21 protein-coding genes are annotated in these 26420 nt (G+C 72.5%); 4 read left to right on the top strand and 17 right to left on the bottom strand.

Features of this window, described 5'->3' with window-relative positions:
- Window positions 1-90: 90 nt before the first annotated feature.
- Together ACVN90_RS17945 and ACVN90_RS17940 are read right to left on the bottom strand one after the other, a co-directional pair.
- Window positions 91-1584: a carboxylesterase/lipase family protein gene (locus tag ACVN90_RS17945; RefSeq protein ID WP_475099556.1), complete on the bottom strand. Its 1494-nt coding sequence runs from the start codon at window positions 1582-1584 to the stop codon at window positions 91-93.
- A complete protein-coding gene (locus ACVN90_RS17940; RefSeq protein ID WP_475099555.1) occupies window positions 1581-2216 on the bottom strand; it encodes a TetR/AcrR family transcriptional regulator in 636 nt (211 codons plus the stop codon). Before ACVN90_RS17940 ends, ACVN90_RS17945 begins: the two co-directional genes overlap by 4 nt.
- Window positions 2217-2323: 107 nt before the next feature.
- Between ACVN90_RS17940 and ACVN90_RS17935 the strand changes: the two genes are divergently transcribed.
- Complete coding sequence (locus tag ACVN90_RS17935; RefSeq protein ID WP_475099554.1) at window positions 2324-4615, top strand: glycoside hydrolase family 3 C-terminal domain-containing protein; 2292 nt, start codon at window positions 2324-2326, stop codon at window positions 4613-4615.
- A 201-nt stretch (window positions 4616-4816) separates the two neighbouring features.
- On the opposite strand, the gene ACVN90_RS17930 is transcribed toward ACVN90_RS17935, so the two are convergent.
- The 3 genes from ACVN90_RS17930 to galT all read right to left on the bottom strand — a co-directional run bounded on the left by ACVN90_RS17930 (window position 4817) and on the right by galT (window position 8148).
- Window positions 4817-5659 carry an alpha/beta fold hydrolase gene (locus ACVN90_RS17930; RefSeq protein ID WP_475099553.1) on the bottom strand — a complete coding sequence of 281 codons (843 nt, stop codon included), beginning with the start codon at window positions 5657-5659 and terminating at the stop codon, window positions 4817-4819.
- 135 nt (window positions 5660-5794) lie between these two features.
- Window positions 5795-6991 carry a galactokinase gene (gene galK, locus ACVN90_RS17925; protein ID WP_475099552.1) on the bottom strand — a complete coding sequence of 399 codons (1197 nt, stop codon included), beginning with the start codon at window positions 6989-6991 and terminating at the stop codon, window positions 5795-5797.
- Entirely contained in the window at window positions 6988-8148 is a 1161-nt protein-coding gene (gene galT, locus ACVN90_RS17920) for a galactose-1-phosphate uridylyltransferase (RefSeq protein ID WP_475102152.1), read from the bottom strand. The genes galK and galT overlap by 4 nt, the downstream gene beginning before the upstream one ends.
- 133 nt (window positions 8149-8281) lie before the next feature.
- Here galT and ACVN90_RS17915 point away from each other — a divergent pair, with 133 nt between their 5' ends.
- On the top strand, window positions 8282-9274 hold the full coding sequence (locus tag ACVN90_RS17915; RefSeq protein WP_475099551.1) for a LacI family DNA-binding transcriptional regulator: 993 nt from the start codon (window positions 8282-8284) through the stop codon (window positions 9272-9274).
- A 93-nt stretch (window positions 9275-9367) separates the two neighbouring features.
- Here the strand turns inward: ACVN90_RS17915 and galE are convergent, their stop codons facing one another.
- Window positions 9368-10345 carry a UDP-glucose 4-epimerase GalE gene (galE, locus tag ACVN90_RS17910; protein WP_475099550.1) on the bottom strand — a complete coding sequence of 326 codons (978 nt, stop codon included), beginning with the start codon at window positions 10343-10345 and terminating at the stop codon, window positions 9368-9370.
- Between the two features lie 96 nt (window positions 10346-10441).
- A complete protein-coding gene (locus ACVN90_RS17905) occupies window positions 10442-11128 on the bottom strand; it encodes a ThuA domain-containing protein (RefSeq protein WP_475099549.1) in 687 nt (228 codons plus the stop codon).
- A gap of 86 nt (window positions 11129-11214) precedes the next feature.
- On the opposite strand from ACVN90_RS17905, the gene ACVN90_RS17900 reads away from it, so the two are divergent.
- Window positions 11215-12342 (top strand): glycerate kinase, encoded by a 1128-nt coding sequence (locus tag ACVN90_RS17900; RefSeq protein ID WP_475099548.1) that lies wholly within the window; start codon window positions 11215-11217, stop codon window positions 12340-12342.
- Between the two features lie 105 nt (window positions 12343-12447).
- Here ACVN90_RS17900 and ACVN90_RS17895 read toward each other — a convergent pair whose 3' ends face one another.
- The 7 genes from ACVN90_RS17895 to ACVN90_RS17865 all read right to left on the bottom strand — a co-directional run bounded on the left by ACVN90_RS17895 (window position 12448) and on the right by ACVN90_RS17865 (window position 20561).
- Window positions 12448-13911: an aldehyde dehydrogenase (NADP(+)) gene (locus ACVN90_RS17895; RefSeq protein ID WP_475099547.1), complete on the bottom strand. Its 1464-nt coding sequence runs from the start codon at window positions 13909-13911 to the stop codon at window positions 12448-12450.
- 25 nt (window positions 13912-13936) lie between these two features.
- On the bottom strand, window positions 13937-15058 hold the full coding sequence (locus ACVN90_RS17890; RefSeq protein ID WP_475099546.1) for a mandelate racemase/muconate lactonizing enzyme family protein: 1122 nt from the start codon (window positions 15056-15058) through the stop codon (window positions 13937-13939).
- Complete coding sequence (locus ACVN90_RS17885; protein WP_475099545.1) at window positions 15055-15954, bottom strand: 5-dehydro-4-deoxyglucarate dehydratase; 900 nt, start codon at window positions 15952-15954, stop codon at window positions 15055-15057. The genes ACVN90_RS17890 and ACVN90_RS17885 overlap by 4 nt, the downstream gene beginning before the upstream one ends.
- Window positions 15951-16925, bottom strand: coding sequence for an NAD-dependent epimerase/dehydratase family protein (locus tag ACVN90_RS17880; RefSeq protein WP_475099544.1), 975 nt, complete (start codon window positions 16923-16925; stop codon window positions 15951-15953). The genes ACVN90_RS17885 and ACVN90_RS17880 overlap by 4 nt, the downstream gene beginning before the upstream one ends.
- Window positions 16922-18277 carry a Gfo/Idh/MocA family protein gene (locus tag ACVN90_RS17875; RefSeq protein ID WP_475099543.1) on the bottom strand — a complete coding sequence of 452 codons (1356 nt, stop codon included), beginning with the start codon at window positions 18275-18277 and terminating at the stop codon, window positions 16922-16924. Before ACVN90_RS17875 ends, ACVN90_RS17880 begins: the two co-directional genes overlap by 4 nt.
- 152 nt (window positions 18278-18429) lie before the next feature.
- On the bottom strand, window positions 18430-19443 hold the full coding sequence (locus ACVN90_RS17870) for a LacI family DNA-binding transcriptional regulator (protein WP_475099542.1): 1014 nt from the start codon (window positions 19441-19443) through the stop codon (window positions 18430-18432).
- Between the two features lie 92 nt (window positions 19444-19535).
- On the bottom strand, window positions 19536-20561 hold the full coding sequence (locus ACVN90_RS17865; RefSeq protein WP_475102151.1) for a LacI family DNA-binding transcriptional regulator: 1026 nt from the start codon (window positions 20559-20561) through the stop codon (window positions 19536-19538).
- A gap of 95 nt (window positions 20562-20656) precedes the next feature.
- On the opposite strand from ACVN90_RS17865, the gene ACVN90_RS17860 reads away from it, so the two are divergent.
- Window positions 20657-22954 (top strand): beta-L-arabinofuranosidase domain-containing protein, encoded by a 2298-nt coding sequence (locus tag ACVN90_RS17860; RefSeq protein ID WP_475099541.1) that lies wholly within the window; start codon window positions 20657-20659, stop codon window positions 22952-22954.
- A gap of 112 nt (window positions 22955-23066) precedes the next feature.
- Here the strand turns inward: ACVN90_RS17860 and ACVN90_RS17855 are convergent, their stop codons facing one another.
- From ACVN90_RS17855 to ACVN90_RS17845, 3 genes are read right to left on the bottom strand one after another with little or no spacing between them, the layout of a single operon-like run.
- Entirely contained in the window at window positions 23067-23945 is an 879-nt protein-coding gene (locus ACVN90_RS17855) for a sugar phosphate isomerase/epimerase family protein (protein ID WP_475099540.1), read from the bottom strand.
- Window positions 23942-25159, bottom strand: coding sequence for a dihydrodipicolinate synthase family protein (locus ACVN90_RS17850; protein ID WP_475099539.1), 1218 nt, complete (start codon window positions 25157-25159; stop codon window positions 23942-23944). Before ACVN90_RS17850 ends, ACVN90_RS17855 begins: the two co-directional genes overlap by 4 nt.
- 12 nt (window positions 25160-25171) lie before the next feature.
- On the bottom strand, window positions 25172-26374 hold the full coding sequence (locus tag ACVN90_RS17845) for a Gfo/Idh/MocA family protein (RefSeq protein WP_475099538.1): 1203 nt from the start codon (window positions 26372-26374) through the stop codon (window positions 25172-25174).
- Between the last annotated feature and the right edge of the window lie 46 nt (window positions 26375-26420).

Here is a 26420-nt window from a genome sequence, read left to right as displayed (position 1 = left end):
TGCATACGAAAGGGTGGGTCCTCGCCGCTGCATCGGCGGGGACCCACCCTTTCGCGATTCCCCCGCTGCAGGGGCGGCGGGAGCCTGCGGTCAGACGAGCGCCGCGATCGCGGCGTAACCGTGTGCGTCGACGCCGGGCGAGCCGGACGACCCGCCGAACACCCGCGTCGTACCCGGCGCGCCCGACCACGCGGGCCAGCCGGGATCGCCGTCGACGATCAGCCCGACGGCCGCCGCGTGCGTCTGATCGGCGAGCTGCTGCGGCGGGTTCGGGCCGGTGAGGGGCTCGATCTGCACCGAGTCGAGGCAGTCGAACCAGAACGGCACGTCGATGCAGTGCACCGCCGACCCGTTGACCGCACCGGGCTGTGACGAGCGGAACGCGTAGCGGTACACCCACGTCGGGGCGGCGCCGCGCGCCCGCGCCGTGCGCACGACGGCGCTGCGGAACATGCGGTCGGTGATGTACCGGCCGAGCACGGCGGCGTGGCCGCGGGCGACGACGTCCCGGTTCGCGGCGACGTAGGCCTTGCGCTGAGCGCCCTTGAGACCCGACCGGCCGAGCAGAAAGCCCAGCGGGATCCAGCGGAGCGTCTTCGCCTGGCCCGCCACGACCATCGAGAACTCGTCGTCGGTCGCGCCGAGCACGAGCGGCTTGTCGGCCCCGACACCGGCTGCGATCGATGCCATCGTGGGCCGGGTGAGGAGATCGCCGTCGATCGACGGGCCGAGCAGCAGCCCGTCGTCGAGCAGCTTGGTGATGGCATCCGGGCCTGCCACGCTCGTCGCCTTCTTCTGCGCCTCGATGATGCGCTCCTCCGGCACCGTCGACAGCGCCGCCCGGGTCGGTGCGACACCGACCCGGGCCGCCACATCCCGTCCGATCGCCTCCCAGCGGTCGGCCGCCACGTCGGCGGTGGCGCCGGACAGCGCCCACACCGAGTGGAACAGGTGCTGGGCCGCCGGCATCCCGAGCAGCGTCAGCACCGCCCCGCCGCCGGCAGACTGGCCCGCGATCGTCACGCGCGACGGGTCGCCGCCGAAGCCCCGGATGTTGTCCTGCACCCACTCGAGGGCCAGCAGCCAGTCGCGCACGCCGCGGTTCGACGGCGCGTCCTCGATCCAGCCGAAGCCGTCGAAGCCGAGCCGGTACGAGATCGTCACGGTGACCACGCCGTCGCGGTTGAACGAGCGGCCGTCGTACCAAGGGCTCGCCGGCGAGCCGGCGGAGTAGCCGCCGCCGTGGATCCAGACGAGCACCGGGAGCGCAGCATCCGTCACTGCCGGCACCGGCGTGAAGACGTTGACGTTGAGCGTCGACTCGCCCGGCACGGACGGCTCGGGGATGAGGGTCACGCCGGGGTCGCCGCGCTGCGCGGTGGCGCCGAACGCGAGGGCATCGCGCACGCCCTCCCACGGCTCGGCCGGCTCCGGCGCCGTGAACCGCAGCTCCCCGACGGGCGGCTTCGCGAACGGGATGCCGAGGAACGCGGCCGACCCCCCGGCGCCGGGCTCACCCCGCCAGAAGCCGCGCACCCTTCCGGTGACGGTGTCGGCCTCCGCAAAGAGCGTGATGGTCGTCATCGCTTCTCCGGGGTGAGCAGCTCGAAGAGGGCGCCCACCGTGGCGGCCATGTCGACGTCGGGCTCGAGCATCCACTGCAGCTGCATGCCGTCGGCGACGGCCTGGAAGATGCGTGCGAGGGTCTCGGGATCGATGCGGGCGTCGAGCTCGCCGGCCGACTGCTTCGCCGCGATCGCCGAGGAGAAGAACCTGCGGAGGTTCTCGCCGCGGGTCAGGAAGAACTGGTGTGCGGGATGCGCCGGATCCGCGGCGTCGACCGACAGCCGGGCGAACAGGTGCACGAGGCCCGGGACGTCGGCGTTGTGACGGATGAGCTGGACGTAGCCGGCGCGGATGTCGGGATCCTCGCCGGTCGCCGTCGCGAGTCCATGCTCGAGGTCGCCGGTCATCCCCTGGTCGCCCGCGTCGACCTCGTCGCGCTTGCGGAGGATCTCGGTGAAGAGCTCCTCCTTGCTGTCGAAGTAGTGGAGGAGTCCTGCCTGGCTGAGGCCCACGGCATCCGCCAGCTCCCTCACCGACGCGCCGCGATAGCCTTCGCGGGCGATCACGTCGAGTGCGCGCGCGAGGATCTCTTCGCGCTTGGCGACGCCCTTCGCGTAGGAGCCGCGTCGCCCCGTGCCGCTCTCTGTCATAGGGAAAGTAAACCCGAATATCGCTTGATTTCTCAAAACCAAATGACATAAGGTTTTGGTCGAGCGCTCACTGCGGAGCCTCGTCACTCCAGCGTGGAAGGAACGCCATGAGCATCCCGGATCTCACGGAACTCACCCTCGAAGAGAAGGCGTCGCTCACCAGCGGCGCGAGCTTCTGGTACACCAAGCCCGTCGAGCGCGTGGGCGTGCCCGCGATCATGGTGACCGACGGCCCGCACGGCCTGCGCAAGCAGCGCGAGGGCGGCGACCACCTCGGCATCGGCGACAGCGTGCCCGCGACCTGCTTCCCGCCCGCCGTCGGCCTCGGCTCGTCGTGGGACGTCGACCTCGTCCATCGCGTGGGCGAGGCGCTCGGCACCGAGACCTCGATCGAGAACGTCGCGGTGCTGCTCGGGCCCGGCATCAACATCAAGCGGTCGCCCCTGTGCGGTCGCAACTTCGAGTACCTCTCCGAGGACCCCATCGTGTCGGGCGTGCTCGGCGCCGCGATCGTGCAGGGCATCCAGTCGAAGGGCGTGGGCACCTCGCTCAAGCACTTCGCGGCCAACAACCAGGAGAACGACCGCATGCGGTCCTCGTCCGACGTCGACCCGCGCCCGCTGCGTGAGATCTATCTGCGCGGCTTCCAGCGGGTCGTCGAGGACGCCCAGCCGTGGACGGTCATGTGCTCGTACAACCGCATCAACGGCGTGTACGCCTCGGAGGACCCGTGGCTGCTCACCCAGGTGCTGCGCGACGAGTGGGGCTTCGAGGGACTGGTCGTCTCGGACTGGGGCGCCGTCAACGAGCGCGTGCCGGGTCTCGCCGCGGGCATGGACCTCGAGATGCCGTCATCGAACGGCGTCACAGACGCACAGATCGTGGCAGCCGTGCAGGACGGCTCCCTCGACGAGTCGGCGGTGGATGTCGCCGCCGGACGCGTGCTGGACCTCGTGCGCAAGGCGACCGAGGGCGCGGGCGCTGTCGCAGGACCCCTCGACGTCGACGCCCACCACGCCCTCGCCCGCGAGGCCGCCGGCCGCTCGATCGTGCTGCTCAAGAACGAGGGAGGCGCTCTCCCGCTCGCGAAGGACGCGAAGATCGCGGTCATCGGCGAGTTCGCCGCGACGCCTCGCTACCAGGGCGCCGGTTCCTCCATGATCAACCCGACGCGTCTCGACACCGCGCTCGACGGGATCCGCGCGCTCGCGGCGGGCGACGTCGCGTACGCGCAGGGCTTCAGCAACGCGCTCGAGGTCTCGGCCGACGAGGCGTCGGCCCTGCGCGACGAGGCCGTGGCCGCAGCATCCGTCTCCGATGTCGCGGTGCTGTTCCTGGGCCTTCCCGCCCGTCTCGAGTCCGAGGGCTACGACCGCGACGACATCGACCTGCCCGCCGCGCAGCTCGAACTCGTCGACGCGGTGCTCGCCGTGAACCCGAACACCGTGGTGGTCCTGTCGAACGGCGGCGTGGTCGCGCTGCCGTTCGCCGACCGCGTTCCGGCGATCCTCGAGGCCTGGCTGCTCGGTCAGGCCGGCGGCGGTGCGACCGCCGACGTGCTGTTCGGCGACGTCAACCCGTCGGCGAAGCTCACCGAGACGATCCCGGTGCGCCTCGAAGACACGCCCGCGTTCCTCGACTTCCCGGGGGAGTTCTCGCACACCCGCTACGGCGAGGGTCTGTTCGTCGGCTACCGCTGGTACGACGCGCGTCGCCTCGATGTCGCGTTCCCGTTCGGCCACGGCCTGTCGTACACGTCTTTCTCGTACACGGATGCCGCGGCCCAGGTCGACGCGAACGGAGACGTCGAGGTGACCGTCGCCGTCACCAACACCGGCGACCGCGCGGGTCGCGAGGTCGTGCAGGTCTACACGTCGCTGAAGGCATCGTCGGTGCAGCGCGCGCCGCGCGAGCTGAAGGCTTTCGCGTCGGTCGCTCTCGAACCGGGCGAGACCCGGACGGTGGCGCTTACCGTGCGCCGCCAGGACCTCGCCTACTGGGACATCCGTGCCGACCGCTGGGTCGTCGAGGGCGGCGAGTACGCGGTCGATGTCGCGGCGTCGAGCCGCGACATCCGCTCGTCCGTCGCCGTGGCGGTCGAAGGCGACGTGCTCACGCTGCCGCTGTCGCGCACGTCGTCGATGGGCGAGGTGCTGAGCCACCCCGTCGCGGGCCCGGTCGTGCAGGCCGCGATCGCCCAGATGATGGGCGGGCTCGGCGACAGCGCCGCGTCGATCATGCCCGAGGGCGTCGACATGTCCAAGATGATGGAGTCCTTCCCCATCGGCCGGATCGGCATGATGGGCGCCCTCGCCGGCGACGGCGCCGCAGCCGGCCCCGAGATGATCGACGGCCTCCTCGCGATGGCGAACGCCGGCGGCGCGCCCGAGCAGGACTGACGCCGACGACCGGATGCCCGGCGTCGGCCGTCGCGGGCCGGCGCCGGGGCATCCGGGCGATGTCGTGCCGTCGGGCACCGTCACAGACTTCGCAGGGTCGCGCCGACTTCGCAGGTCTCCCGCGATCCGCTGCGAGCCCGGCGTCCTTCTGCGAAGTCTGTGAAGCTCGGGGATGCCGCGCGACCCGCGGCATCCGGAGTCTCAGCTGTTGAGGAAGGCGAGCAGCGCCTCGTTGACCTCGGCGCCGTGCGTCCATAGGAGTCCGTGCGGGGCGCCCTCGAGCTCGACGTAGGTCGCGTCGGGGAGGAGGTCCTTGAAGCGGCGGGCCGTGACGTCGATCGGCAGGATGTTGTCAGCGGTGCCGTGCAGGATGAGCGCGGGCACGTCGATCGCGGGGATGTCGGCGCGGAAGTCCGTGGGCCAGGTGAGCGGCGCTGTGGCGATCGCGGTGTTGCCGGCGTACGTCGCGACCTGGATGCTCGCGTCGAGCGCCTCCTGCGAGATGCGCGAGCCCAGCGTGTCGTCGAGGTTGTAGAAGTCCTTGTAGAACCCGGCGATGAACGCGTAGCGGTCGTCGCGCACCGACTGCGCGATGCCGTCGAAGAACTCCTGCGGGCCGGCGCCCTCGGGGTTGTCCTCGGTCTTGAGGAGGTACGGCTCGAGCGACCCGAGGAACGCCGCCTTCGCGACCCGGCCGCTGCCGTAGCGCGACAGGTAGCGGGCGATCTCGCCGGTGCCCATCGAGAAGCCCACGAGCACGGCGTCGTGGAGGTCGAGATCCTCGATGAGAGCGTGCAGATCGCCGGCGAACGTGTCGTAGTCGTACCCCGAGCCGACCTTGCTCGACTGCCCGAACCCGCGGCGGTCGTACGCGATCACGCGGTAACCGGCGTCCAGCAGCGCCGCCTGCTGCTTGCCCCACGACTCGCCGTTCAGCGGGAAGCCGTGGATCAGCACGACGGGCTGGGCATCCGACGGACCCTGGTCGGTGTAGTAGAGGTCGATGTCCACCGAGTTCTCGGTCCCGACGGTGATGTACGCCACGATCGCTCCTTCCGGGTCGCGAACGGATGCCGCGGCCCTGCGTTCGACGCTAGGCCGCGGCATCCGTCATCGCCAGTGGCTTGCGTCCGCGCGTCACGAGCGTTCACGCGGCGTTCAGCCATTCTTGCGCGCGGGTCAGTCGCGCCCCGCTCCGGCCGACGGCGTCACCGTGAAGATCGTGGGAGCGGCGAAGCCGGCGGCCGCGAAGGCGGCGGTCGCGGCATCCGTGACCGCTCCGACGAGATCGTGCGCGACGAGCGCGATCGCGGCGCCGCCGAACCCGCCACCCGTCATGCGGGCGCCGACGGCACCCGCCGCGAGGGCGGCTTCGACCGCCGTGTCGAGCTCGGGGACCGAGATCTCGAAGTCGTCGCGCATCGACGCGTGCGACGCGACGAGGAGGTCGCCGATGGCGGTGGGTCCCTGCTCGCGGAGCGTGCGCACAGTGTCGAGCACCCGCTGGTTCTCGGTGACGACGTGGCGCACGCGGCGGTAGGTGACGTCGTCGACGAGCTCCGCGAGGCGCGGGAGATCGTCGACGCTCACGTCACGCAGCGCCGGCACGCCCAGCGCTGCTGCGCCCCGCTCGCACGCGGCGCGGCGCTCGCCGTATCCACCTGTGGCGTGGGAGTGCTTCACGCCGGTGTCGATGACGACGAGCTCGAGGCCGGCATCTGCGAAGCCGAGGTCGATGACCTGTGCCTCGAGGGAGCGGCAGTCCAGGAAGATGGCCGCGTCTGCCCGGCCGAGCAGCGACGCCATCTGGTCCATGATGCCCGTGGGCGCGCCGACGGCCTCGTTCTCGGCGCGTCGTCCGACCTTCGCCAGGGCGATCCGGTCGAGGTCGATGCCCCACGTGTCGGCGAGGGCGACGGCGGTCGCGCCCTCGATCGCGGCCGACGACGACAGACCCGCACCCACCGGCACGTCCGACGCGAACGCGAGGTCGACGCCCGTGACGGTCGAAGGATCGGTTCCGGATGCTGCGAGCAGCGTCCACGCGACACCCAGGGGGTAGCGGGCCCACTCCGGGACGTCGTCGCGCTGCGCGGGGAAGAGCGCGTCGAGCTCGTCGAGGGCGACCTCGACGGTCGCGTCGTCGAACGTCGAGGCGACGCGCGCGCGGAAGACGCCGTCGGCGCGCGGCGCGAGCGCGACATGGGTGCGGTGCTGGATCGCGAACGGCAGCACGAAGCCGTCGTTGTAGTCGGTGTGCTCGCCGATGAGGTTCACGCGTCCGGGAGCCGACCAGGTGCCGACCGGATCTGCGCCGAACCGTGCGGCGAAGAGCGCGCGCGCGATGGCGGCGGTGCGGATATCGGTGGCGGTCACAGGGTCTCCTCGGGGATGGATGCGACGGCATCGCGCAACTTCGCCGCGGCCGTCTCGGGCGGGATGTCGCCGATCCAGGCGCCCATGGCGGCCTCGGATCCGGCGAGGAACTTGAGCTTGTCGGCCGCGCGGCGCGGCGACGTGAGCTGCAGATGCAGGCGCGCCGCGTCGCGGCCGCGATGCGCCGGCGCCTGGTGCCAGGCGGCGATGTAGGGCGTGGGGGAGTCGTAGAGCGCGTCGACGCCGCGGAGCAGCCGCAGGTAGAGCGGGGCGAGCTCGTCGCGTTCTGCATCCGTCGTCTCGGCGAAGTCGGCGACGTGACGGTGGGGGAGCAGGTGGATCTCGATCGGCCACCGCGCGGCGAACGGCACGAACGCCGTCCAGTGCTCGCCCTCGAGGATCACGCGGTCGCCCGCGCGCTCGAACTCGAGGATGCGCGCGAACAGGTCGGGCCCCTCGCGATCGATCGACGTGAGCAGGCTCGTCGTGCGCGGTGTGATGTAGGGGTAGGCGTAGATCTGCCCGTGCGGGTGGGGGAGCGTCACGCCGATCGCCTCGCCGCGGTTCTCGAACGGAAAGACCTGCTCGATGCCCGGCAGTGCCGACAGCGCCGCCGTGCGGTCGGCCCACGCCTCGATCACGGTGCGGGCGCGGGTCGCCGAGAGCGACCCGAACGAACCCGAGTGCTCGGGGCTGAAGCACACGACCTCGCAGCGGCCCACACTCGTGCGCGTTCGGCCGAGGCCCGGGGCGACCAGGTCGTCGAGGTCGCGGGGAGCATCGACACCGGCCGGGGCGTCGCCGTGGGCGACCGCCAGCGCGGGACCGAACGACGGCGACTTGTTCTCGAACACGGCCACGTCGTACAGCGACGGGATCTCGGACGGGTTCGTCGGCGTCTGCGGCGCGAGCGGGTCGAGGTGGGCAGGCGGCAGGAACGCGCGGTTCTGGCGCGCCGCGGCGATCGACACCCAGTCGCCGGTCAGCACGTCGCGGCGCATGGTCGCGGTGTCGGGACGCGGCGCGAGCTCGCGGGCGTCGATCGCGCGGTCGGGGCCGAGCGTCGTCTCGGGATCGTCGTAGTAGATCAGCTCGCGGCCGTCGGCGAGGCGGGTCGGGCGCTTGACGACGCCGGCGCGGAGCAACTCAGCGGGCAGATCGCGGGCGGACACGACGGTGTCGTCCTGAGGGATGTTCACGTCAACACGGTACCAAATCGGCTATGTTAGCGTCAACATGGATGCTGCATCCGACGTGATGGCGACGGCATCCGGTGGATCGGGGTGAAGCATGACAGCCAGGCGCGTGTCGATGGCGGACGTCGCGGAGCGCGCGGGCGTCTCGGGCCAGACCGTGTCGCGGGTGGTCAACGCGAGCCCCCGCGTCGACCCCGAGACCCGGGCCCGCGTCGAGGCGGCGATGAGCGCGCTCGGCTACCGACCGCACCGTGCCGCGCGCGCCCTGCGCACCGGACGCACGCAGACCATCGGGCTCGTGGTGTCGACCCTCGCCTCGGTGGGCAACTCCCGCATGCTGCAGGCGGTGGCGGATGCCGCGGCCACCCGCGGTTACGCACTTACGGTCGTGACGCTCGGCGCCGACGGCGACGTGGCTGCCGCCTTCGAGCGGCTGGCAGAGCAGGGCGTGGACGGGGCGATCGTGCTGAACGAGGCCACCGCTCGGGTCCGTGGCGCCGATGCCGGCGCACCCGGGCTGCGCCTCGTCGTCGTCGACTCGCCGCCTGACGACCGGTTCGGGGTGGTCGAGACCGATCACGCCGCGGGCGCGCGGTCGGCGGTCGAGCATCTGCTCGCACTCGGCCACGCCACCGTGCATCACCTCGCCGGGCCCGAAGGATCGTTCGCCACGGCCGAGCGCGAGCGGGGCTGGCGCGAGGCACTGGCGGCGGCGCGCGCCGCGCAGCCGCCCGTGGTGCGCGGAGACTGGACGTCCGCGTCGGGGTTCGCCGCAGCATCCACTCTTCTCGAAGCGGGTGCGACCGCCGTCTTCGCCGCCAACGACCAGATGGCGCTCGGGGTGCTCCGCGCCGTGGCAGAGTCGGGTCGCGAGGTGCCGGGTGATGTGAGTGTCGTCGGCTTCGATGACGTGGCGGATGCCGCGGACTACCGTCCCCCGCTCACCACCGTGCGCCAGGACTTCGATGCCCTCGGCGCGCATGCTGTCGCCGCACTCGTCGACGGGATCGAGGCGGGCACACCGGTGGCGTTCGAGACGGTGCCCACGCGCCTCGTCGTGCGCGAGAGCACCGCGCCCGCGCGCTGAGCTCGAGCACAGCATCGGAGGTGATGCGCGACGCGCCGGGTGGCGGCATCCGCTTCCCGGCGTGTCGGCTGAATAGTCCGATTCTGTGCGCGATCAGCTCGCGGCCCGACGGGCCTCCCAGCCGGTGCGGACCATCTCGTCGACGGTGTAGCGGTTCTTCCAGTCGAGGTCGCGCGCGGCCAGCTCGCCGGTCGCGACGATGCGGTCGGGGTCGCCGGGGCGGCGGGGCGCGATCTCGGGCGTGAAGTCGATGCCCGTGACGCGGGCCATCGCGTCCATGATCTCGCGGACGCTCAGGCCGTTCTGCGAGCCCAGGTTGTAGGCGGGTTCGATCGGGCGGTTCGCGAGCAGACGCTGCGCGGCCGCCACGTGTGCCGCCGCGATGTCGGCCACGTGGACGTAGTCGCGCACGTTGGTGCCGTCGGGGGTGTCGTAGTCGTCGCCGTTGATGCGGGGAGTCTTGCCCGCGAGCAGCGCTTCGAACACGAGCGGGAAGAGGTTGTGCGGGCTGGTGTCGTAGACCGACGGGTCACCTGAGCCGACCACGTTGAAGTAGCGCAACGCGGTGTACCGGAGCGCGTGCTCGGAGGTTGCGGTTGCGATCGCCTGGTCGCGGATGATCCACTCGCCGATGAGCTTCGACTCGCCGTACGGCGAGGCGGGGCGCTTGGGCAGGTCCTCGGTGACGAGCGGCACGTCGGGGGTGCCGTACACGGCGGCCGACGACGAGAACACGAGGTTGGCGACATTCGCCGCCTGCATCGCGGCGAGGAGCACGCGCGTGCCCTCGACGTTCTGCGCGTAGGTGTGCAGCGGACGCTGCACCGAGACCCCGGCGTACTTGAAGCCGGCGAGGTGGATGACGCCCACGACCTTGTTCTCGCGCAAGGTGCGCTCGACGAGCTCGCCGTCGAGGATCGAGCCCTGCACGAACGGCACGCCCTCGGGAACGAACGGCGCGTGCCCGCTCGAGAGGTCGTCGATGACGACGGAGTTCAGGCCCGCATCTGCGAGCGCACGGACGATGTGGGCGCCGATGTAGCCGGCACCTCCGGTCACGAGCCAGGACATGTCACTCCGGATTCAGGTGGGGGCGGATACGCCGAGCGGCGCCGTCTCCATTCTGCCCGGTCGGACGGATGCTGCGTTCCCGGCGTGCGCCGAGCCTCAGGCGCGCGCCGCCCAGCGCGCGGCGCGCTGGAGCAGAGCCACGTGTTCGGGGGAGTCGTAGGAACGCTCGTCGTGGCCGAGGGAGCACACGACGGCGCGGGTCGGCTGCTCCCGCACCCACACGGCGGGATGCCCGGCGCCGTCGACGTCGTGCACGGCGAGCACGCGCGCGCCGTCGTCGACCACGAGGTCGCTGTAGCGCTCGTCGAAGACGTCGAGGTGCAGCATCCGCTCGCTCACGGGGTGGTCGCCGTCGACGACTCTCACCCGTGCCTCGCCGATCGGCGGATGCCACGAGAGCCCGGGCTGCCATTCGCCGCCGATGGCCTCCCGCCAGGCAGGGTGGTCGCGCAGGCTCGAGAGCGCGGCGTGCACGGCGACCAGTCCGATGCCGCGGGCGATCGCGGTGCGCAGGCCGGCGGCGGGGTCGGCGCGATGGCCGAGGTCGGTCGCGCCCTCGCGCCACGGGTCGCCGGCGTTCACCACGAGCAGGTCGAAGCCGTCGAGGTGCGCCAGGGCGTGGTCGACGTCGTCGTCGACCACGACCTCCCAGCCGTCCGCGCGCAGCGCGTCGGCGATGCGGGCCGAGGTGGCGGGGAACGGATGCCACGGGTCGGCGTATCGGCCGGTGCCGGTGGCGATCACCGCCCGGCGTGGGGTGGGCTCGGCTTCCGGACGCTCCATGGATACCATGATCTGGAGGATAACGCTTTCCCGCGAGGATCGCGCCGGAAGCGATAAGACCGCGCATGTCCGAGGAGAATGACGCCATGTCCCACACCGTCGTGATCGCCCCCGATTCGTTCAAGGGAACGATCGCCGCCGCGGCCGCCGCCGAGGCGCTCGCCGCCGGGTGGCGTCGCGAGCGCCCCGACAGCGAGCTCCGGCTGATGCCGATGGCCGACGGCGGCGAGGGCACCGTCGACGCCTTCGCGGCCGCGGTGCCGGGCGCCCGGCGCATGCCGGTGACCGTGACTGGCCCTGAGGGCGAGCCCATCGAGACGTCGTGGGTCGTGCTGCCGCCGACAGCCGAGGCGCCGGGTGGCACCGCTGTCGTCGAGCTCGCGAACACGAGCGGCATCGAGCTGCTCGGCACCCCGCCGCGCCTGCGCGCCTTCGACGCCCACACCGGCGGCTTCGGCGAGGCGATCGCCGACGCCCTCGCGCACGGGGTGTCCCGCCTCGTGCTCGGGATCGGCTCGAGCTCGTCGACGGATGGGGGAACCGGCATGCTCACGGCGCTCGGAGCGCGATTCACGGATGCTGCGGACCGGCCCGTCGCCGCCGGCGCGCGCGGACTCGACTCGGTGGCGGCGGCCGACCTGTCAGGGCTCGCACCGCTCCCGTCCGGCGGAGTGACGGTGCTGAGTGACGTGACGAACCCGCTCCTCGGCGCGCGCGGCGCTGCGGCCGTCTTCGGCCCGCAGAAGGGTGCCGGGCCCGATGACATCGCGGTGCTCGACGCCGATCTCGCACGACTCGCCGCGCTGGTCGACGCGGATCCCGAGACCCCGGGGGCGGGCGCCGCGGGCGGCACCGGGTTCGGGTTGCTGGCGTGGGGTGCGCGGCTCGTTCCGGGCTCAGCGGCGGTCGCGGAGCTCGTGGGACTCGACGCGGCGGTGGCCGCAGCATCCGTCGTCGTCACCGGCGAAGGGTCGTACGACGGTCAGTCCGCGGCGGGCAAGGTGCCCGCCCACGTCGGCGCCGTGGCCTCGGCCGCGGGCGTGCCGGTGGCGCTCGTCGCGGGCCGCATCGCCGCGGATGCCGACACCTCCGGCTTCGCCGCGACGGCCTCGCTCACCGAGCTCGCGGGCTCCGGCGAGGCCGCGATGGCCGAGACCGGGCGGTGGCTCGAGGAGGCCGGGGCACGGCTGGCGCGCGAGTTCGACCCCCGCTGATCCCGGTGACCCCCAGCGATCGCCGCCACCACGTTCGTTCGTCACAGATGTACGCGAAACCCGCCTCGGGGCGTACATCCGTGACGAACGAACAGAGTGGTCGCGTCAGCGGCCCGTGTGGAGCACTCCGTTGCGGCGGTGCGGCAGACGCGTCAACGCCGCGTCGCGTAGCGCGTCCGGCAGCAGCGCTTCGGGGGCGTCCTGGAACACGACCGGCCGGAGGAACCGGCGGATCGCGGTCGCGCCGACCGACGTGTGCAGCGACGTCGTCGCGGGCCACGGGCCGCCGTGGTGCTGTGACCAGGTCACGGCGACGCCCGTCGGCCAGCCCGCGAACAGCACGCGCCCGGCCTTGCGGGTGAGCACTTCGAGAACGTCCGCGACGTCGTCGCCGGCCTCGGAGTGCAGCGTCGCGGTGAGAGAGCCCGGCACCGCTTCGAGCGCGGCCTGCAACTCGTCGTCCGAGGAGTAGCGCACGAGCAGCGTGACCGGCCCGAAGCACTCCTCCAACAGCGTCGAAGGGCGCGCGGCGACGGCCGCGGCATCCGTCGACAGCACGACCGGCTGCGCCGAACCGGCCTCGGCGGGAAGGCCCTGAGCGACCACCGACACCGACGGGTCGGCCTCCAGGTGCTCGATGCCCGACGGGAACGCCGCGGTGATGCGGTCGGTGAGCAGCGGCCCGCCCGCGGCACCGGCCGCGAAGCCGGCGACGAGTTCCTCGAAGCCGGCGCCCTCGGGCACGAACACGACGCCGGGCTTGGTGCAGAACTGGCCGACGCCGAGCGTGAAGGAGCCGACGAGGCCCTGCGCGAGCGCCTCGCCGCGCGCCGCGACGGCGGCCGGCGTGATGACGACCGGGTTCACCGATCCGAGCTCCCCGTAGAACGGGATCGGGTCGGGGCGGCCCGACGCCAGATCGAACAGGGCGCGGCCGCCGCCGAGCGAGCCGGTGAAGCCCGCAGCCTGGATGGACGGATGCTGCACCAGCGCGTTGCCCGCCTCGCGACCTTCGACCAGGGCGAGGGAACCCTCGGGCGCGCCGGCCTCGACGAGGGCGGTGGCCACGATGGCGGCGGTGCGCTCCGACAGGCGCGGGTGGCCCGAGTGGGCCTTCACGATGACCGGGTTGCCGGCCGCGAGGGCCGAGGCGGTGTCGCCGCCTGCGACCGAGAACGCGAACGGGAAGTTCGATGCCGAGAAGACCGCGACCGGGCCCACGCCGGTGAGCATGCGGCGCAGCTCGGGGCGGGGCGGGGTCGCCGACGCGTCCGCGTCGTCGACCGTGAGCTCGAGGTACGAGCCCTCCTCGACGACGCCCGCGAAGAGGCGCAGCTGGCCGGTCGTGCGTCCGACCTCGCCGCGCAGGCGCGTCTCGCCCAGGCGGGTCTCCTCGTCGGCGATCGCGACGAGCTCGTCGATGTTCGCGTCGAGCGCGTCGGCCGCCGCGCGCAGCCACGAGGCGCGGGTCGCAGCATCCGTCGCCCGCCAGATGGGTGCGGCAGCGGCGGCGGCCTGCGTGAGCGCCTCGAGTTCGGCCGTGGTCGTCGTGGTCGTGGTGGTGGTCATGGGGGAACCTTCCGATCAGGTGGGATCAGGCGAAGCGGATGCCGAGGCCGACGTGCGGGACCTCGGTGAGGGCGCCGTTCGCGATGCGCACGGGCGACGGATCGCGGAGCGCGCCGAGCGCGCCGAAGCCGGCGTCTTCGACGTCTTCGACCAGAGGCTCCGGCACACCCGGCACGGCGCGGAGGCACAGGGCGAGCTGGCCCGACAGCTCGGGCAGCAGGTGCGGGTGCACCGCCGCGCCATAGGCGCCCGCGATGCCCGTGATGCCGAGGAACGGGGTGATCCCGCCGACGCGCACGATGTTCGGCTGCACGATCTGTGCCGCTCCGGTGCGCAGGAAGTCGTCGAACCGGTACACGTTGTGCAGGTTCTCGCCTACCGCGATCGGGATGCCGCTCGACGCGCTCAGCCGCTTGGACAGCTCATAGTGGCCGTACAGGTCGTCGGCGCGCAACGGCTCTTCGATCCAGGCGGGCGAGACCTCGGCGAGCACCTCGAGGCTCCGGGTCGCGCGGTCGAGCTCCCACCGCTGGTTCGCGTCGATCATGAGCGCGCGGTCGGGGCCGAGCACCTCGCGCACCGCCTCTATGCGGTCGAGGTCCTCGGCGACGTCGGGCTTTCCGACCTTCACCTTCACCGCGTCGAAGCCGGCGCCGACCCAGCGCCGCACCTGCGCGACGAGCTCGTCGAGCGAGTAGTGCAGGTTCACGCCCGAGCCGTAGGCCCGGACACTCTCGCGCTGCGGGCCGAGCCACTGCGCCACCGACCGGTCGTCGGCACGCGCCGCGGCGTCCCAGAGGGCGAGGTCGAGCCCGGCCATCGCGATCGTCGTGATCCCGCCGCCGCCGGCCTCGTGCAGGTGCTGCCAGAGCGGGAGCCACGTCTCTCCCGGCTCGGCCGAGCGGCCGACTGCCCACGCCGCGATGTCGTGGGCGAGCAGCGCGTGCACCGCCTCGGCGCCGATCTGCGGCGTCCACGAGAAGCCCCAGCCCTCGGCGCCGTCCGAGCGCACGACGTGCGTCGCCACGACGCCGACCGACGTCACGTCGGCCGCCCACGGCCGCGTCAGCGGCACGCGGAGGAGCCGCGCGTCGAACGACGCGATCGTGGTGCGGGGCGACGCCGCCGAAGCCGAAGCGGAGGTCACAGCAGCGCTCGTCCCGCCTCGAGGATCTCGGCCAGACGCGCCTCCTGCGCGGGCGTCGGGTCGACGAGCGGCGCACGCACCGAGCCGACGGGCAGGCCACCCAGGCGCAGGCCGGTCTTGATGAGCGAGACACCGAAGCCCGGGGTCTCGTCGCGCAGCGCGACGAGCGGCGAATAGAAGCCGTCGAGGAGCTCGGCGCGCCGCGCCTCGTGGCCGTCGACGTACGCGCGGTGGTACGCGTTGGCGACCTCGGGGATCATGGCGAACGCGGCCGACGAGTACAGCGGGATGCCGATGCCGCGGTACGCGCCCTGCGTCAGCTCCGCCGTGAGCAGACCGTTGAAGAACGCGAAGTCCTCGCGGCCTTCCGCAGCGACGGCGCGCACGATCTGCTGGGCGAGGCCGACGTCGCCGACGCCGTCCTTGAAGCCCACCACCTTCGGGTTCTGCGCCAGGCGGCGCACCGAGTCGACCGAGTACTGGGCGGTGCCGCGGTGGTAGATGACGACGGGGAGATCGGATGCTGCCGCCACCGCCTCGACATAGGCGACGAGTCCGGCCTGCGGACCGCCGACCAGGTACGGCGGCAGCACGAGCAGCGCGTCGGCTCCGGCGTCGGCCGCGGCACGCGCGAGCGTCGTCGCGTGTCCGAGCGGACCGCCGGTGCCGGCGACGACGGGCACGCGGCCCGCGACGGTCTCGGTCGCGATCTGCACGACGCGGGTCGCTTCGTCGGTCGACAGGGCGTGGAACTCGCCGGTGCCGCACGCCGGGAACACGCCGCCGGGCGCGTGCGCGAGGGTGGTGTCGAGGTGCTGCCGCAGCACGTCCTCGTCGACGCGGCCGTCGGTGTCGAAGGGGGTGACGGGGAAGAAGAGGATGCCGTCGAAGTTCACGCCAGCACGTCCTTTCGGGCGGGGTCGGGGATGGGGGCGGAGTCGTGGGCGATCGCGGGGCCAGCGTCGTACGTCGGCTCGCCGAGCTCGCCGCGCCAGGTGTGGGCAGGGCGCCAGCCCAGCACGTGCCGGGCTTTCGCGTTCGAGAAGGCCGGCGCCGTGCCGGTGAGCCCCGCCGCGAGGTCGTCGGTCCCGGGCACGAACCGCGGCAGCAGCTCGGCGAGCGGCCGGCGCGCGAGCGCGTCGTCCGCTCCGACGAAGAACACCTCGGCGTTCGGGATCTCGGGGAGTGCGACCAGCAGAGTGTCCACGAAGGTCGCGACGTCGCGCGCGTCGACGTAGTTGAAGAGCGCGGGTGCCGACAGCGCGGGGTCGGCGAGACGCTCGCGCACCGTGTGGCCCTGCTGCGTGAGTGCGCCCTGCCACTCCTCGGGGGCGATGACGTAGCACGGCCGGAACGCGGCGAAGCGGGTGGCGTCGCCGGTCTGGCGTGCCAGCATCGCGATCGTCTGCTCGGCGAGGTGCTTCGACAGCGCGTAGGCGTTCCACGGCTTCGGCGTCGTCTCCTCGTCGAGCGGGAACCGATCGGGGAGCCAGCCCGTGGGCGAGTTGTACCCGAGGACGGTCGGGCTCGACGCCGTCACGATCTTCGGGATGCCCGCTGCCACGCCGGCCGACATCACGTTGAGCGCCATCGCCGCGTTCGTGCGCAGGATGACGTCCTCGGGCGCGCTGAAGGGCACGGCGATCGCGGCGAGGTGGATCAGGGCGTCGGCCCGGGTCTCGGCGATCGCGCGGGTCGCAGCATCCGTGTCGGTCAGGTCCACGGCGATCTGCTCGATGTCGTGCAGCTCCCCGGCGTCCGAGACGGCGCGGTCGAGCGACACGAGCTCATGCCCCGCGGCGGCGAGTCCCGCGACGAGGCTGCGACCGAGGCGCCCGGCGCCGCCGGTGACGGCGGTGCGCGTCATGCCCGGACGGCCTCGGCGCTCGCCGCGTCGCTCGCGAGGAAGCGGATGCCGAGGTCGGCGACCTTGACGGGGAGGCCGGTCTCGAGGGAGCGGTTGCCGGCGATGCCGACCGCGATGGAGCGGACGCCGTCGCGCCAGTCGGCGGGACGCGCGAGCGGGTCGTCGCCGGGGCCCTCGAACACGTCGGCCAGCAGGAGTGCGTCGCCGCCGCCGTGGCCGTCGCTGTTGCCCTCGAGCGGGACCTCGTAGGCGGCCTCCCAGTGGCGCTGCACGAGGAGCCGCTCGCCCTCGGGGCGGAGGGATCCGGTGGTGCCGGCGTCGCTGGCGGACGGGTCGAGCACCGGGTGCAGACCCTCGTCGGCGAGCACGGCACCGCGTTCGACGACCTCGAGCTCGGCGCGGCCGAGGGTGCCGTTGACGGCGACCCGGTAGCCCTCCCACGGGGAGTGGGCGTTGAGCGAGTAGCTCAGGGTGGCGCCGGAGGCGTAGTCGACGACGAGGGCGAGGTTGTCCTCGATGGTGATCCCTTCACCGAACACGTCGCGGTCGCGGAGGTACCCGTCGTGCTGCTCGGCGTCCAAATACAGGGCCTTCAGGCGCTCGTCGTCGCGCAGGTCGAGCTCGAAGGCATCGCCGCCGTCGTGGGTGCCGCGCGCCGGGCGCTCGCCGAGGCCTCGGGCGGCGGCGTTCTCGGCACCGTAGAAGCGCAGCGCGCCGGACGCGTACACGCGGCGCGGGGCGGAGCGGATCCACCAGTTCACGAGGTCGAAGTGATGGCTGGCCTTGTGCACCAGCAGGCCGCCGGAGTGCGCCTTCTCACGGTGCCAGCGGCGGAAGTAGTCCGCACCGTGCTTGGTGTCGAGCACCCACGAGAAGTCCACCGAGGTGACCTCGCCGATGGTGCCGTCCTGGATGACCTGGCGCAGCGCCGAGTTGCGCGGCGAGTACCGGTAGTTGAACGTGATGACGACCTCGCGGCCGGTGCGGTCGATCGCATCCTCGATCGCCGCCGCGGACGGTCCGTCGATGGTCAGCGGCTTCTCGACGACGACGTCGGCGCCGGCATCCAGCGCCCGCACGATCAGCGGAGCGTGCAGGTCGTCGCGCGCGCAGATCAGCACGCGGTCCACTTGCAGCTCGCGGATCATCGTCTCGAGGTCGCCGGGACCGTAGACCGCGGGCGCGGCGAACCCGGCCTCGACCACGCGGTCGACGTAGTACTGGGCGCGCACCGGGTTCGGCTCGCAGATCGCGACCAGCGCGGCGTCGTCGGCATACCGCCCGATGATCGCGTCGACGTACATCTGGGCGCGGTGACCCGCACCGACGAGGGCATACCGGCGGTGACTCATCTCACTCCTTCAGGAAACGTTTTCTCAGCGTACCACGAGTGATTCGGGAACGCGCTCGCCCGATGCTTCCGGCTGCAGGAATCGCGAAAGGGTAGATTCCCGCACGGCGCGGTGTGCGGGAATCTACCCTCTCGCGATCCCCGACATTGGGCTCAGGCGGGCGCCGGGCCGGTCGTGCCGCGGACCGTCAGCTCGGGAAGGACGGTGAGCGGATGCCCCGGCTCGGCGCCTTCGAGCAGCTCGCGCATGCGCGCCCACGCCTGTACGCCGAGCTCCGTGGCGGGCACGGCCGCGGTCGTCAGCGGGGGAGTCGTGTACCGCGCGAACGGGATGTCGTCGAACCCCACGATCGAGAGGTCGTCGGGGACGCGGCATCCGTCCGCCTGCACGGCGCTCAACAGACCCATCGCCACGAGGTCGTTGAAGGCGAGTGCGGCTGTCGCGCCGGACGCCCGCACCGCGGGGCCTGCGGCCGCGCCCGCTTCGAAGTCGACGCCGCAGGGGATCTCGGCGACCTCGGTGTCGGGGTGCTCGGCGACGAAGGACGCGATCGCCTCGAGGCGCGCGGTGTTCGCGACGCTGCCCGGAGCACCGGCGAGGAAGACGATCCGCCGGTGTCCGAGCCCGTGGAGGTGGGCGAGCTCGGTGGCGAGGGCGGTGCGGTAGTCCGCGCGCACGTGCGGTACGCCGCCGGCGGCGCGGTTGATCAGCACGACCGGCCGGAGCCCGCCGACGAGCCTGTCGAGCTCGTCCTGCGGCAGGCGTGGCGCGCACAGGATGACGCCGTCGGTGCGTCGCCGCGTCGTGCCCGCGAGCACGCGCTCCTCCTCGACGGACTCCGCCGAGTCGGCGACCAGCACGTGGTAGTCGTCGGCCGCGGCGGCGTGGCTGAGTCCGCGCAGGATCGCCTGGAAGGTGGGGTTGCCGAGGTCCGGCACCACGACCGCGACGGTCTGCGTGCGGCCGAGCACGAGGCTGCGCGCGACGGGGCTCGCGGTGTAGTCGAGTTCTGCGGCGGCCTCCCTCACGCGCTCCGCGAGCGCGGGGTCCACCGTGGGATTGCCGTTCAGCGCGCGGGACACCGTCGACAGCGACACCCCCGCCCGGGCGGCGACATCGGCGATGGTGACGCGCGTCGAGCGGTCGGCGCGGGGCGGTCGAGGCATCCGTGTGTCTCCCTGGGTCTCGGCGCGCTCAGCCTACCCGGAAGCGTTTCCTCACCGGGGCATACCCCCGGTCGTCGGCGCCATCGCGCGTGTCAGCTGCGCGGCGGGGTGCTGCCGCGCACGATCACCTCGAGCGGGAGCTGCGGCTCGGCGGCGTCCCATTCCGGGTCGGTCGCGGCGTGCAGAGCGCGGTAGCCGAGATCCTCGAGGGGGACGCGGACGGTCGTCAGACCGGGACGGATGTCGCGTCCCGTGGCGATGTCGTCGAAACCGGCGACGGCGATGTCGGCGCCGACCTGGCGCCCGGCGTCGCGCACTGCCGACATGATGCCGATCGCGACGACGTCGCTGATGCCGAAGATCAGCGTGCCCTCGGGTACGTCGCCCTCGAGCAGCTCCGCCGCTGCCGCGTATCCGGCGTCGCGGGTGAAGCCCGCGCGGCGGACCTCGCGCACCGTGCCGCCCGCCGCGGTGAAGCCCTCGGTGAACCCGTCGACGCGGTCGTCGGAGGTGCGGATACCCTCGGATGCCGCGAGCACGATCGCATCGCGATAGCCGAGGCCGGCGAGCTCGGCGCCGAGCGCCGCCGCGCCGCCGCGGTTGTCGACCGCGACCGAACGGGCGGAGCCCCCGCCGGGACCGACGACGACGACGCGGCCGCCCATGTTCGAGAACGCCTCGAGCTCGCCCTGCAGGCCCACGGCGTCGGGTCCTTCGACGCGGGAGGCCGCCAGGATCAGGCCGCGCGGCCGTTGTCCGCGGAGGGCCCGCACCAGTCTGACCTCGCGCTGCGGATCGCGCTCGGTGATCGCGATCGTGACGACGAGGCCCGCCTCGTCGGCGCCGCGTGCGACACCGGAGGCGAGCTGGCCGAAGTAGGGGTCGGCGATGTCGGCGACCAGGAGCGCGACGATGGCAGCGGTGCCTCGCGCGGTGGCCTGGGCGGAGAGATTGGCCGTGTAGCCGAGCTTCTCGGCGGCGGTCTCGACGCGCTCGCGGTAGCTCTCGGCCACCTTCCGCGTCGAGCCGTTGAGCACCCGCGACGCGGTCGCGAGCGAGACCCCAGCCTCGCGCGCGACATCGTGAAGGGTGGCGGCGCCTCGGGTAGGCGCGATCATGTCGCTCACAGGCCAGAGTCTAGAGCCTGTGTCCGGTTCCGGCGATAGGTTGGGAAGCGATTTCCCCTTTCCCTTTTCCCCAGTTGAGGAACCACATGCCCCGCACTGCAGAGAAGCAGTTCGTCTCCGTCGCCGATGTGCGCCTCGCCGGCGCCGAGCTCGACGCGCAGCGCACCGTCAGCGCGACGCTCCAGCGGCTCGATCCTGAGCGGCTCCTGGCCCCGTTCCGGCGAGAGGCCGGGCTCCCCGCGCGGGCCGAGAACTACGGCGGGTGGGAGTCCGACGGACTCGACGGCCACACGGCCGGTCATGTGCTGTCGGCGGCGAGCATGCTCGCCGCATCCGGGGACGCGGAGGCGGCGGCGCTCGCGCGGACCCTCGTGCGCAGCATCCGTGAATGTCAGCTCGCGAACGGGACGGGGTACCTCGGTGGCGTGCCCGACGGCGAGGCGCTGTGGGACGAACTGCGCGCCGGAGATGTCCAGGCGGGCGCGTTCCACCTCAACGGGCGGTGGGTGCCGCTGTACAACCTGCACAAGATTCTCGCCGGACTCGTCGACGCGGTCGAGCTGACCGGCGACTCAACCGCGCGCGAGACCCTCGAGCACCTCGGCGCCTGGTGGCTGCGTGTCACCGGCGACCTCGACGACGAGACGTTCGAGCGCATCCTCGAGTGCGAGTTCGGCGGCATGACCGAGGCGTTCGCGCGACTGGCGATCGTGCTGCAGGATGCTGCGTACCTGCGGCTCGCGCGCCGGTTCGCGCGGCGCGGGCTCGTGGAGCCGCTCGCCGCCGGCCGCGACGAGCTCGACGGCCTGCACGCGAACACCCAGATCCCGGTGGCCGTCGGCTTCGCGACCATCGAGCGCGCGGCGCGCACGCTCGCGCCGGAGCTGCTGCCCGACATCGAAGTGCGCGAAGGGGCGGCCGCCCGCGTGTTCTTCGATCGCGTCGCGCGGCATCGCAGCGCCGCCATCGGCGGAGACAGCGTGCGGGAGCACTTCCCCCAGGACTTCGCGAGCATGTTCATCGCCCGCGAGGGCCCCGAGACCTGCAACACGCACAACATGATCAAGCTCGCGGCCGAGCTGCACCAGCTCACCGCCGACGACGCCTACCTGCTGTGGGCGGAGCGCGCGCGGGCGAACCACCTGCGCTCGGCGCAGCACCCCGGCCACGGCGGACTGGTGTACTTCACGCCGCAGCGCCCCGCGCACTACCGCGTGTACTCGCCGGAGGCCGAAGGCTTCTGGTGCTGCATGGGCTCGGGCTTCGAGGCGCAGGCGCGGCATGGCGCGCTCATGTACTCGACCGATGGCGACGCGGTGCTCGTCAACGCACTCGTTCCATCCCGCGCCGTGCTCGGCACGGTCGAGGTTGCGCTCGACGTCGACGACACCACCGACCCCGGGTCGGTGCGTGCGACTCTCGAGGTGCAGGCGACCGTCCCCGCGCGCCTCGCCGTGCTCGTGCCGGACTGGGTCGACGGCGACGCGGTCGCCTTCACCGCCGGTGCTGCGATGACGGATGCCGCCACCGCCGTGGGCACGCGCGTGCGGATCGAACTCGGTGCCGGGGCGTCCGTGGTGACGCTCACGCTGCCGCGACGGCTGCGGTTCGAGCGTCCGGCCGACGGCTCGGCGTGGGCGTGGGTCGTCGACGGCCCCGACGTGCTGGCGTTGCGGCTCCCCGACGACGGCGTCGCCTACCGGGGATCCGGCGCGCGCATGGGGCACATCGCGGTCGGGCCTCTCCGCCCGCTCGCGGCGACCCCGGTGCTCGCCCCCGACGGGCTCGCGCGCGCGGTGCGGCTCGGCGCCGGCCGGGTGCGCGTCCCCACGGCAGACGGCGGCAGCGTCGAGCTCGAGCCGTTCGCCGGCATCCACGACGCGCGCTACACCCTCGCGTGGCCGGTCGCCGCCGACGGCCGCGCCGAGTCGGTCGCCGCACGTCGTGCGGAGCTCGAGGCGATCGACGCCGCCTCGCTCGGGCTCGAGGCCCGCACGCGCGATGTCGTGACGTTCGGCGAGCAGCAGCCGGAGTCCGATCATGGCCTCGCCGCCTCCGACGAGGAGATCGGCGTGGAGGGCGACGCCCGCTGGCGCCGCACCCGCGGCGCGATCACGGTGACCCTGCGCGACTGGAGCGGCACGGCCGAGACGCTGCGTCTGTCGTGGCTCGCGCCCGACGAACCGGCGCACGTGCGGGTGACGGCGGGAGATGTCGTCGTGCTCGATGAGCGCGTGCCGGCCGGTGCGGAGGTGCTCACGCGTGAGGTGCCCCTGGGCGCCGCGACCGGCACCGTGGAGTTGCCCGTTCGCATCGAGGCGGGACGCTCGGCGACCCCGCGCCTGCGCGAGCTGCGCCTGCTCGCCGCGGCCTCCGACCGCTGAGCACCCGACCACGCCGAGCACTGTCCGCTGAACCGGCCTTCACCTCGCAGGAACGACGAAGCGCCCGCGGGGGCCAAGAACCCCGCGGGCGCTTCGAGACTGCGGCGGACCGTCAGCTCGCGACGCGAGCCCGCAGGTGCGGGGAGACGGATGCTGCGAACCCGGCGGCCGTGCGCTGCACGGCGATCAGCGCGTCGGTGGCCCAGATCTCCTCGTTGAAGATCTCGACCTCGATGTCGCGGTCGTAGCCGGTCGCCTCGACGGCCTCGGTCAGCGACGCGAAGTCGATGACGCCGTCGCCCGGGTAGTGGCGGCTGAGGAGCGGATCCGCGGCGAGCGGCGTCTTCCAGTCGCACACCTGGTACGTCGCGATGCGGCCCTCGCGGCCCGCGCGCGCGATCGACGCCAGCACGTCCGGGTCCCACCAGATGTGGAACGTGTCGACGGTCGCACCGACGACGGCCGGGTCGAAGTCCGCCGCGATGTCGAGTGCCTGCCCGAGCGTCGAAACGACACAGCGGTCGGACGCGTACATCGGGTGCAGCGGCTCGATGGCCAGCGTCACACCCGCGGCCGCAGCATCCGGTGCCAGCTCGCCGATGGCGTCGCGCACCCGCTCGCGCGCGCCCACCAGGTCGCGGGAGCCCTCGGGCAGCCCGCCGGCGACGAGCACGAGGATCGCGGTCGAGCCCTCGGCGCCTGCGGCGGCGAGCGTCGCGGCCTCCTCGATCGCGACGCGGTTGTCGTCGATCGACGCGCGGCGCGCCGGACCCTCGGGCATCGTGAAGAAGCCCGAGCGGCAGTGCGTCGTGAAGCGCCGACCCGAGTCGGTCAGCATCGAGGCGGCGGTCCGGAGACCCACCTCCTGCACCGGCTCGCGCCACAGGCCGATCGCCTGCACGCCCGCCTCCGCCGTCACGCGCAGCGCGGTGGCGAGGTCGGCGTATTTGATCGTCGCCTGATTGATCGACAGGCGCGGATCCACCGTCATGAGATCACCCCCGGAACATCGATGCCGTTGTGGCGCAGCATCCCGTGCCAGCGGACGGCCGCCAGCTCGGGACGCTCGAAGGCGAGCGATGCGTTCGCGAGCTCGACGATGCGCGACAGGTGCGGAAGGCTCCGCGCCGAGTGCAGGCCGCCGACCATCTGGAACGCCGGCTGGTGGCCGTTGAGCCACGACAGAAAGGCGACACCGGTCTTGTAGTAGAACGTCGGCGCGGCGAACACCTGGCGGCTGAGCTCCTCGGTCGGGCCGAGGATCTCGAGGTACCGCGCGGGGTCGCCGGCGTCGAGCGCCTGGATCGCCGCCGACGCCACCGGCGTGATCGCCGCGAAGGCGCCGAGCAGCGCGTCGGAGTGCTGGCGGGCGGATGCTGCGTTCCGCTCGGGCTGGGTCGCCTCGGGCACGTCCTGCCCGCCGATGAGGCCGACATAGTTGAAGTCGTCGCCGGTGAACATGCGCACGCCCTCGGGCAGGCGCTCGCGCACCGACACCTCGGAGGCGGCATCGAGCAGGCTCATCTTGACGCCCGCGACCTTGTCGACGTTCTCCTCGATGATCTCCAGCAGCACCGCCGACGCCTCGCGCCACGAGGGCGAGCCGAAGTAGCCCTCGAGCACCGGGTCGAACGCCGTGCCCAGCCAGTGGAGCACCACCGGTACGGTCGCCGACTGCAGCACCTCGCGGTACACGTGGCGGTAGTCGTCCGCCGACTCGGCGACGCGCGCCAGGTGGCGCGAGGCCATGAGCACGGGGCCCGCGCCCTGCTCCTCGGTGAAGTGCAGCTGCTCCTTGTAGGCGTCGATGACCTCCTGGAGCGAGATGCGCTCGGCCTCGACGTGGTCGGTGTTGACCCCGACCACGACCGAGCCGCCCTCTTCACGGGCGACCTCGGCCGACCGTGCGATGAGGTCGCGCGTCGCCGCGGCGTCGAGGCCCATGTTGCGCTGGGCGGTGTCCATGGCGTCGGCGACGCCGAGACCCCACGAGTACACGGCGCGCCGGAAGTCGAGCGTCGCGTCCCAGTCGACCTCGGCGGGCTGGCCCGGGGTGTTGTCAGCCCAGGTCTTCGGCACGACGTGCGCCGCGGCGTACGCCACGCGGCTCTTCAGCGCGCCCTCGGGCTTGGTGTAGCCCGGGGACTCGTTCAGCTCGACGGCCGAGAGCGCCCCGGCATCGGAGAGAAGGGTGAGCTTCGGCATCCGTGCTTCCCGTCAGTCCAGCGACAGCGTCGGCAGCTCGACCTTGCGGCCTTCGCGGCTCGACTGCAGGCCGGCCTCGGCGAGCAGCACGCCGCGCGCGCCCGACAGCAGGTCGAACTCGTACTCGGTGCCCTGGACGTACGAGACGAGGAACTCCTCCCACTGCTGGCGGAAGCCGTTCTGGAACACGTCGTTCGTGGGGACCTCGGCCCAGTCGGCGTCGTAGTCGTGGTCGTCGGCCAGGTCGGGGTTCCAGACCGGCTTCGGGGTCGCGTTGCGGTGCTGGATCTTCGCGCCGAACAGGCCCACGACTGCCGAGCCGTGCGTGCCGTCGACGTGGAACTCGACGAGCTCGTCGCGGTTCACGCGCACGGTCCACGACGAGTTGATCTGCGCGACGATGTCGCCCTCGAGCTCGAAGATGCCGTATGCGGCGTCCTCGGCGGTGGCGGTGTAGTGCTCGCCGTTCTCGTCCCAGCGGTCCGCGATGTGCACGGCTGCCTGCGCGTACACGCTCTTGACCTCGCCGAACAGGTTCTCGAGCACGTAGTTCCAGTGCGGGAACATGTCGACGATGATGCCGCCGCCGTCCTCCGCGCGGTAGTTCCAGGACGGACGCTGCGCGGGCTGCCAGTCGCCTTCGAAGACCCAGTAGCCGAATTCGCCGCGCACCGACAGGATGCGGCCGAAGAAGCCGGAGTCGATGAGGCGCTTCAGCTTCTGCAGGCCCGGCAGGTACAGCTTGTCGTGGACGACGCCGGTCTTGACGCCGGCTGCCTGCGCGAGCTTCGCGAGCTCGAGGGCCTCGTCGACCGTCTCGGCCGTGGGCTTCTCGGTGTAGATGGTCTTGCCGGCGGCGATCGCCTTGCGCAGCGCCGACGCGCGGGCCTTGGTGACGAGGAAGTCGGCGTAGATCTCCCAGCGCGGGTCGGCGAGGGCGGCGTCGAGGTCGGTCGTGTAGTCCTCGATGCCGTGCTTGGCGGCGAGCTCGGCGAGCTTGGCCTCGCTGCGGCCGACGAGGAGCGGCTTCACGGTGACCTTGGTGCCGTCGGGCAGCTCGATGCCGCCCTGCTCGCGGATCGCGAGGATCGAGCGCACCAGGTGCTGGCGGTAGCCCATCCGGCCCGAGACGCCGTTCATGATGATGCCGATCTCACGCACGGAGGGACGGACGGACGCATCGGCAGACGCCGGGGCGAGAGTCGTGTCAGTCATGGGGTCCTGCTTTCTGCTCTGAAGGCTGTGGGTACCCGGCTCCGGC

The sequence above is a fragment of the Microbacterium sp. F01 genome (assembly GCF_056156365.1).
Note: the sequence above shows the minus strand (reverse complement) of the source record. Positions and strands in the feature narration are given on the sequence as shown.

What these genes read in the sequence shown, in the direction of transcription:
- ACVN90_RS17940 (WP_475099555.1), bottom strand. Translation starts at nt 2,216, where the DNA reads ATGACAGAGAGCGGCACGGGGCGACGCGGCTCCTACGCGAAGGGCGTC.
- ACVN90_RS17935 (WP_475099554.1), top strand. Translation starts at nt 2,324, where the DNA reads ATGAGCATCCCGGATCTCACGGAACTCACCCTCGAAGAGAAGGCGTCG.
- galE (WP_475099550.1), bottom strand. Translation starts at nt 10,345, where the DNA reads ATGTCCTGGCTCGTGACCGGAGGTGCCGGCTACATCGGCGCCCACATC.
- ACVN90_RS17900 (WP_475099548.1), top strand. Translation starts at nt 11,215, where the DNA reads ATGTCCCACACCGTCGTGATCGCCCCCGATTCGTTCAAGGGAACGATC.
- ACVN90_RS17895 (WP_475099547.1), bottom strand. Translation starts at nt 13,911, where the DNA reads ATGACCACCACCACGACCACGACGACCACGGCCGAACTCGAGGCGCTC.
- ACVN90_RS17850 (WP_475099539.1), bottom strand. Translation starts at nt 25,159, where the DNA reads ATGCCGAAGCTCACCCTTCTCTCCGATGCCGGGGCGCTCTCGGCCGTC.
- ACVN90_RS17880 (WP_475099544.1), bottom strand. Translation starts at nt 16,925, where the DNA reads ATGACGCGCACCGCCGTCACCGGCGGCGCCGGGCGCCTCGGTCGCAGC.
- ACVN90_RS17905 (WP_475099549.1), bottom strand. Translation starts at nt 11,128, where the DNA reads ATGGAGCGTCCGGAAGCCGAGCCCACCCCACGCCGGGCGGTGATCGCC.
- ACVN90_RS17870 (WP_475099542.1), bottom strand. Translation starts at nt 19,443, where the DNA reads ATGCCTCGACCGCCCCGCGCCGACCGCTCGACGCGCGTCACCATCGCC.
- ACVN90_RS17865 (WP_475102151.1), bottom strand. Translation starts at nt 20,561, where the DNA reads ATGATCGCGCCTACCCGAGGCGCCGCCACCCTTCACGATGTCGCGCGC.
- ACVN90_RS17845 (WP_475099538.1), bottom strand. Translation starts at nt 26,374, where the DNA reads ATGACTGACACGACTCTCGCCCCGGCGTCTGCCGATGCGTCCGTCCGT.
- ACVN90_RS17875 (WP_475099543.1), bottom strand. Translation starts at nt 18,277, where the DNA reads ATGAGTCACCGCCGGTATGCCCTCGTCGGTGCGGGTCACCGCGCCCAG.
- ACVN90_RS17945 (WP_475099556.1), bottom strand. Translation starts at nt 1,584, where the DNA reads ATGACGACCATCACGCTCTTTGCGGAGGCCGACACCGTCACCGGAAGG.
- ACVN90_RS17860 (WP_475099541.1), top strand. Translation starts at nt 20,657, where the DNA reads ATGCCCCGCACTGCAGAGAAGCAGTTCGTCTCCGTCGCCGATGTGCGC.
- ACVN90_RS17855 (WP_475099540.1), bottom strand. Translation starts at nt 23,945, where the DNA reads ATGACGGTGGATCCGCGCCTGTCGATCAATCAGGCGACGATCAAATAC.
- ACVN90_RS17915 (WP_475099551.1), top strand. Translation starts at nt 8,282, where the DNA reads ATGACAGCCAGGCGCGTGTCGATGGCGGACGTCGCGGAGCGCGCGGGC.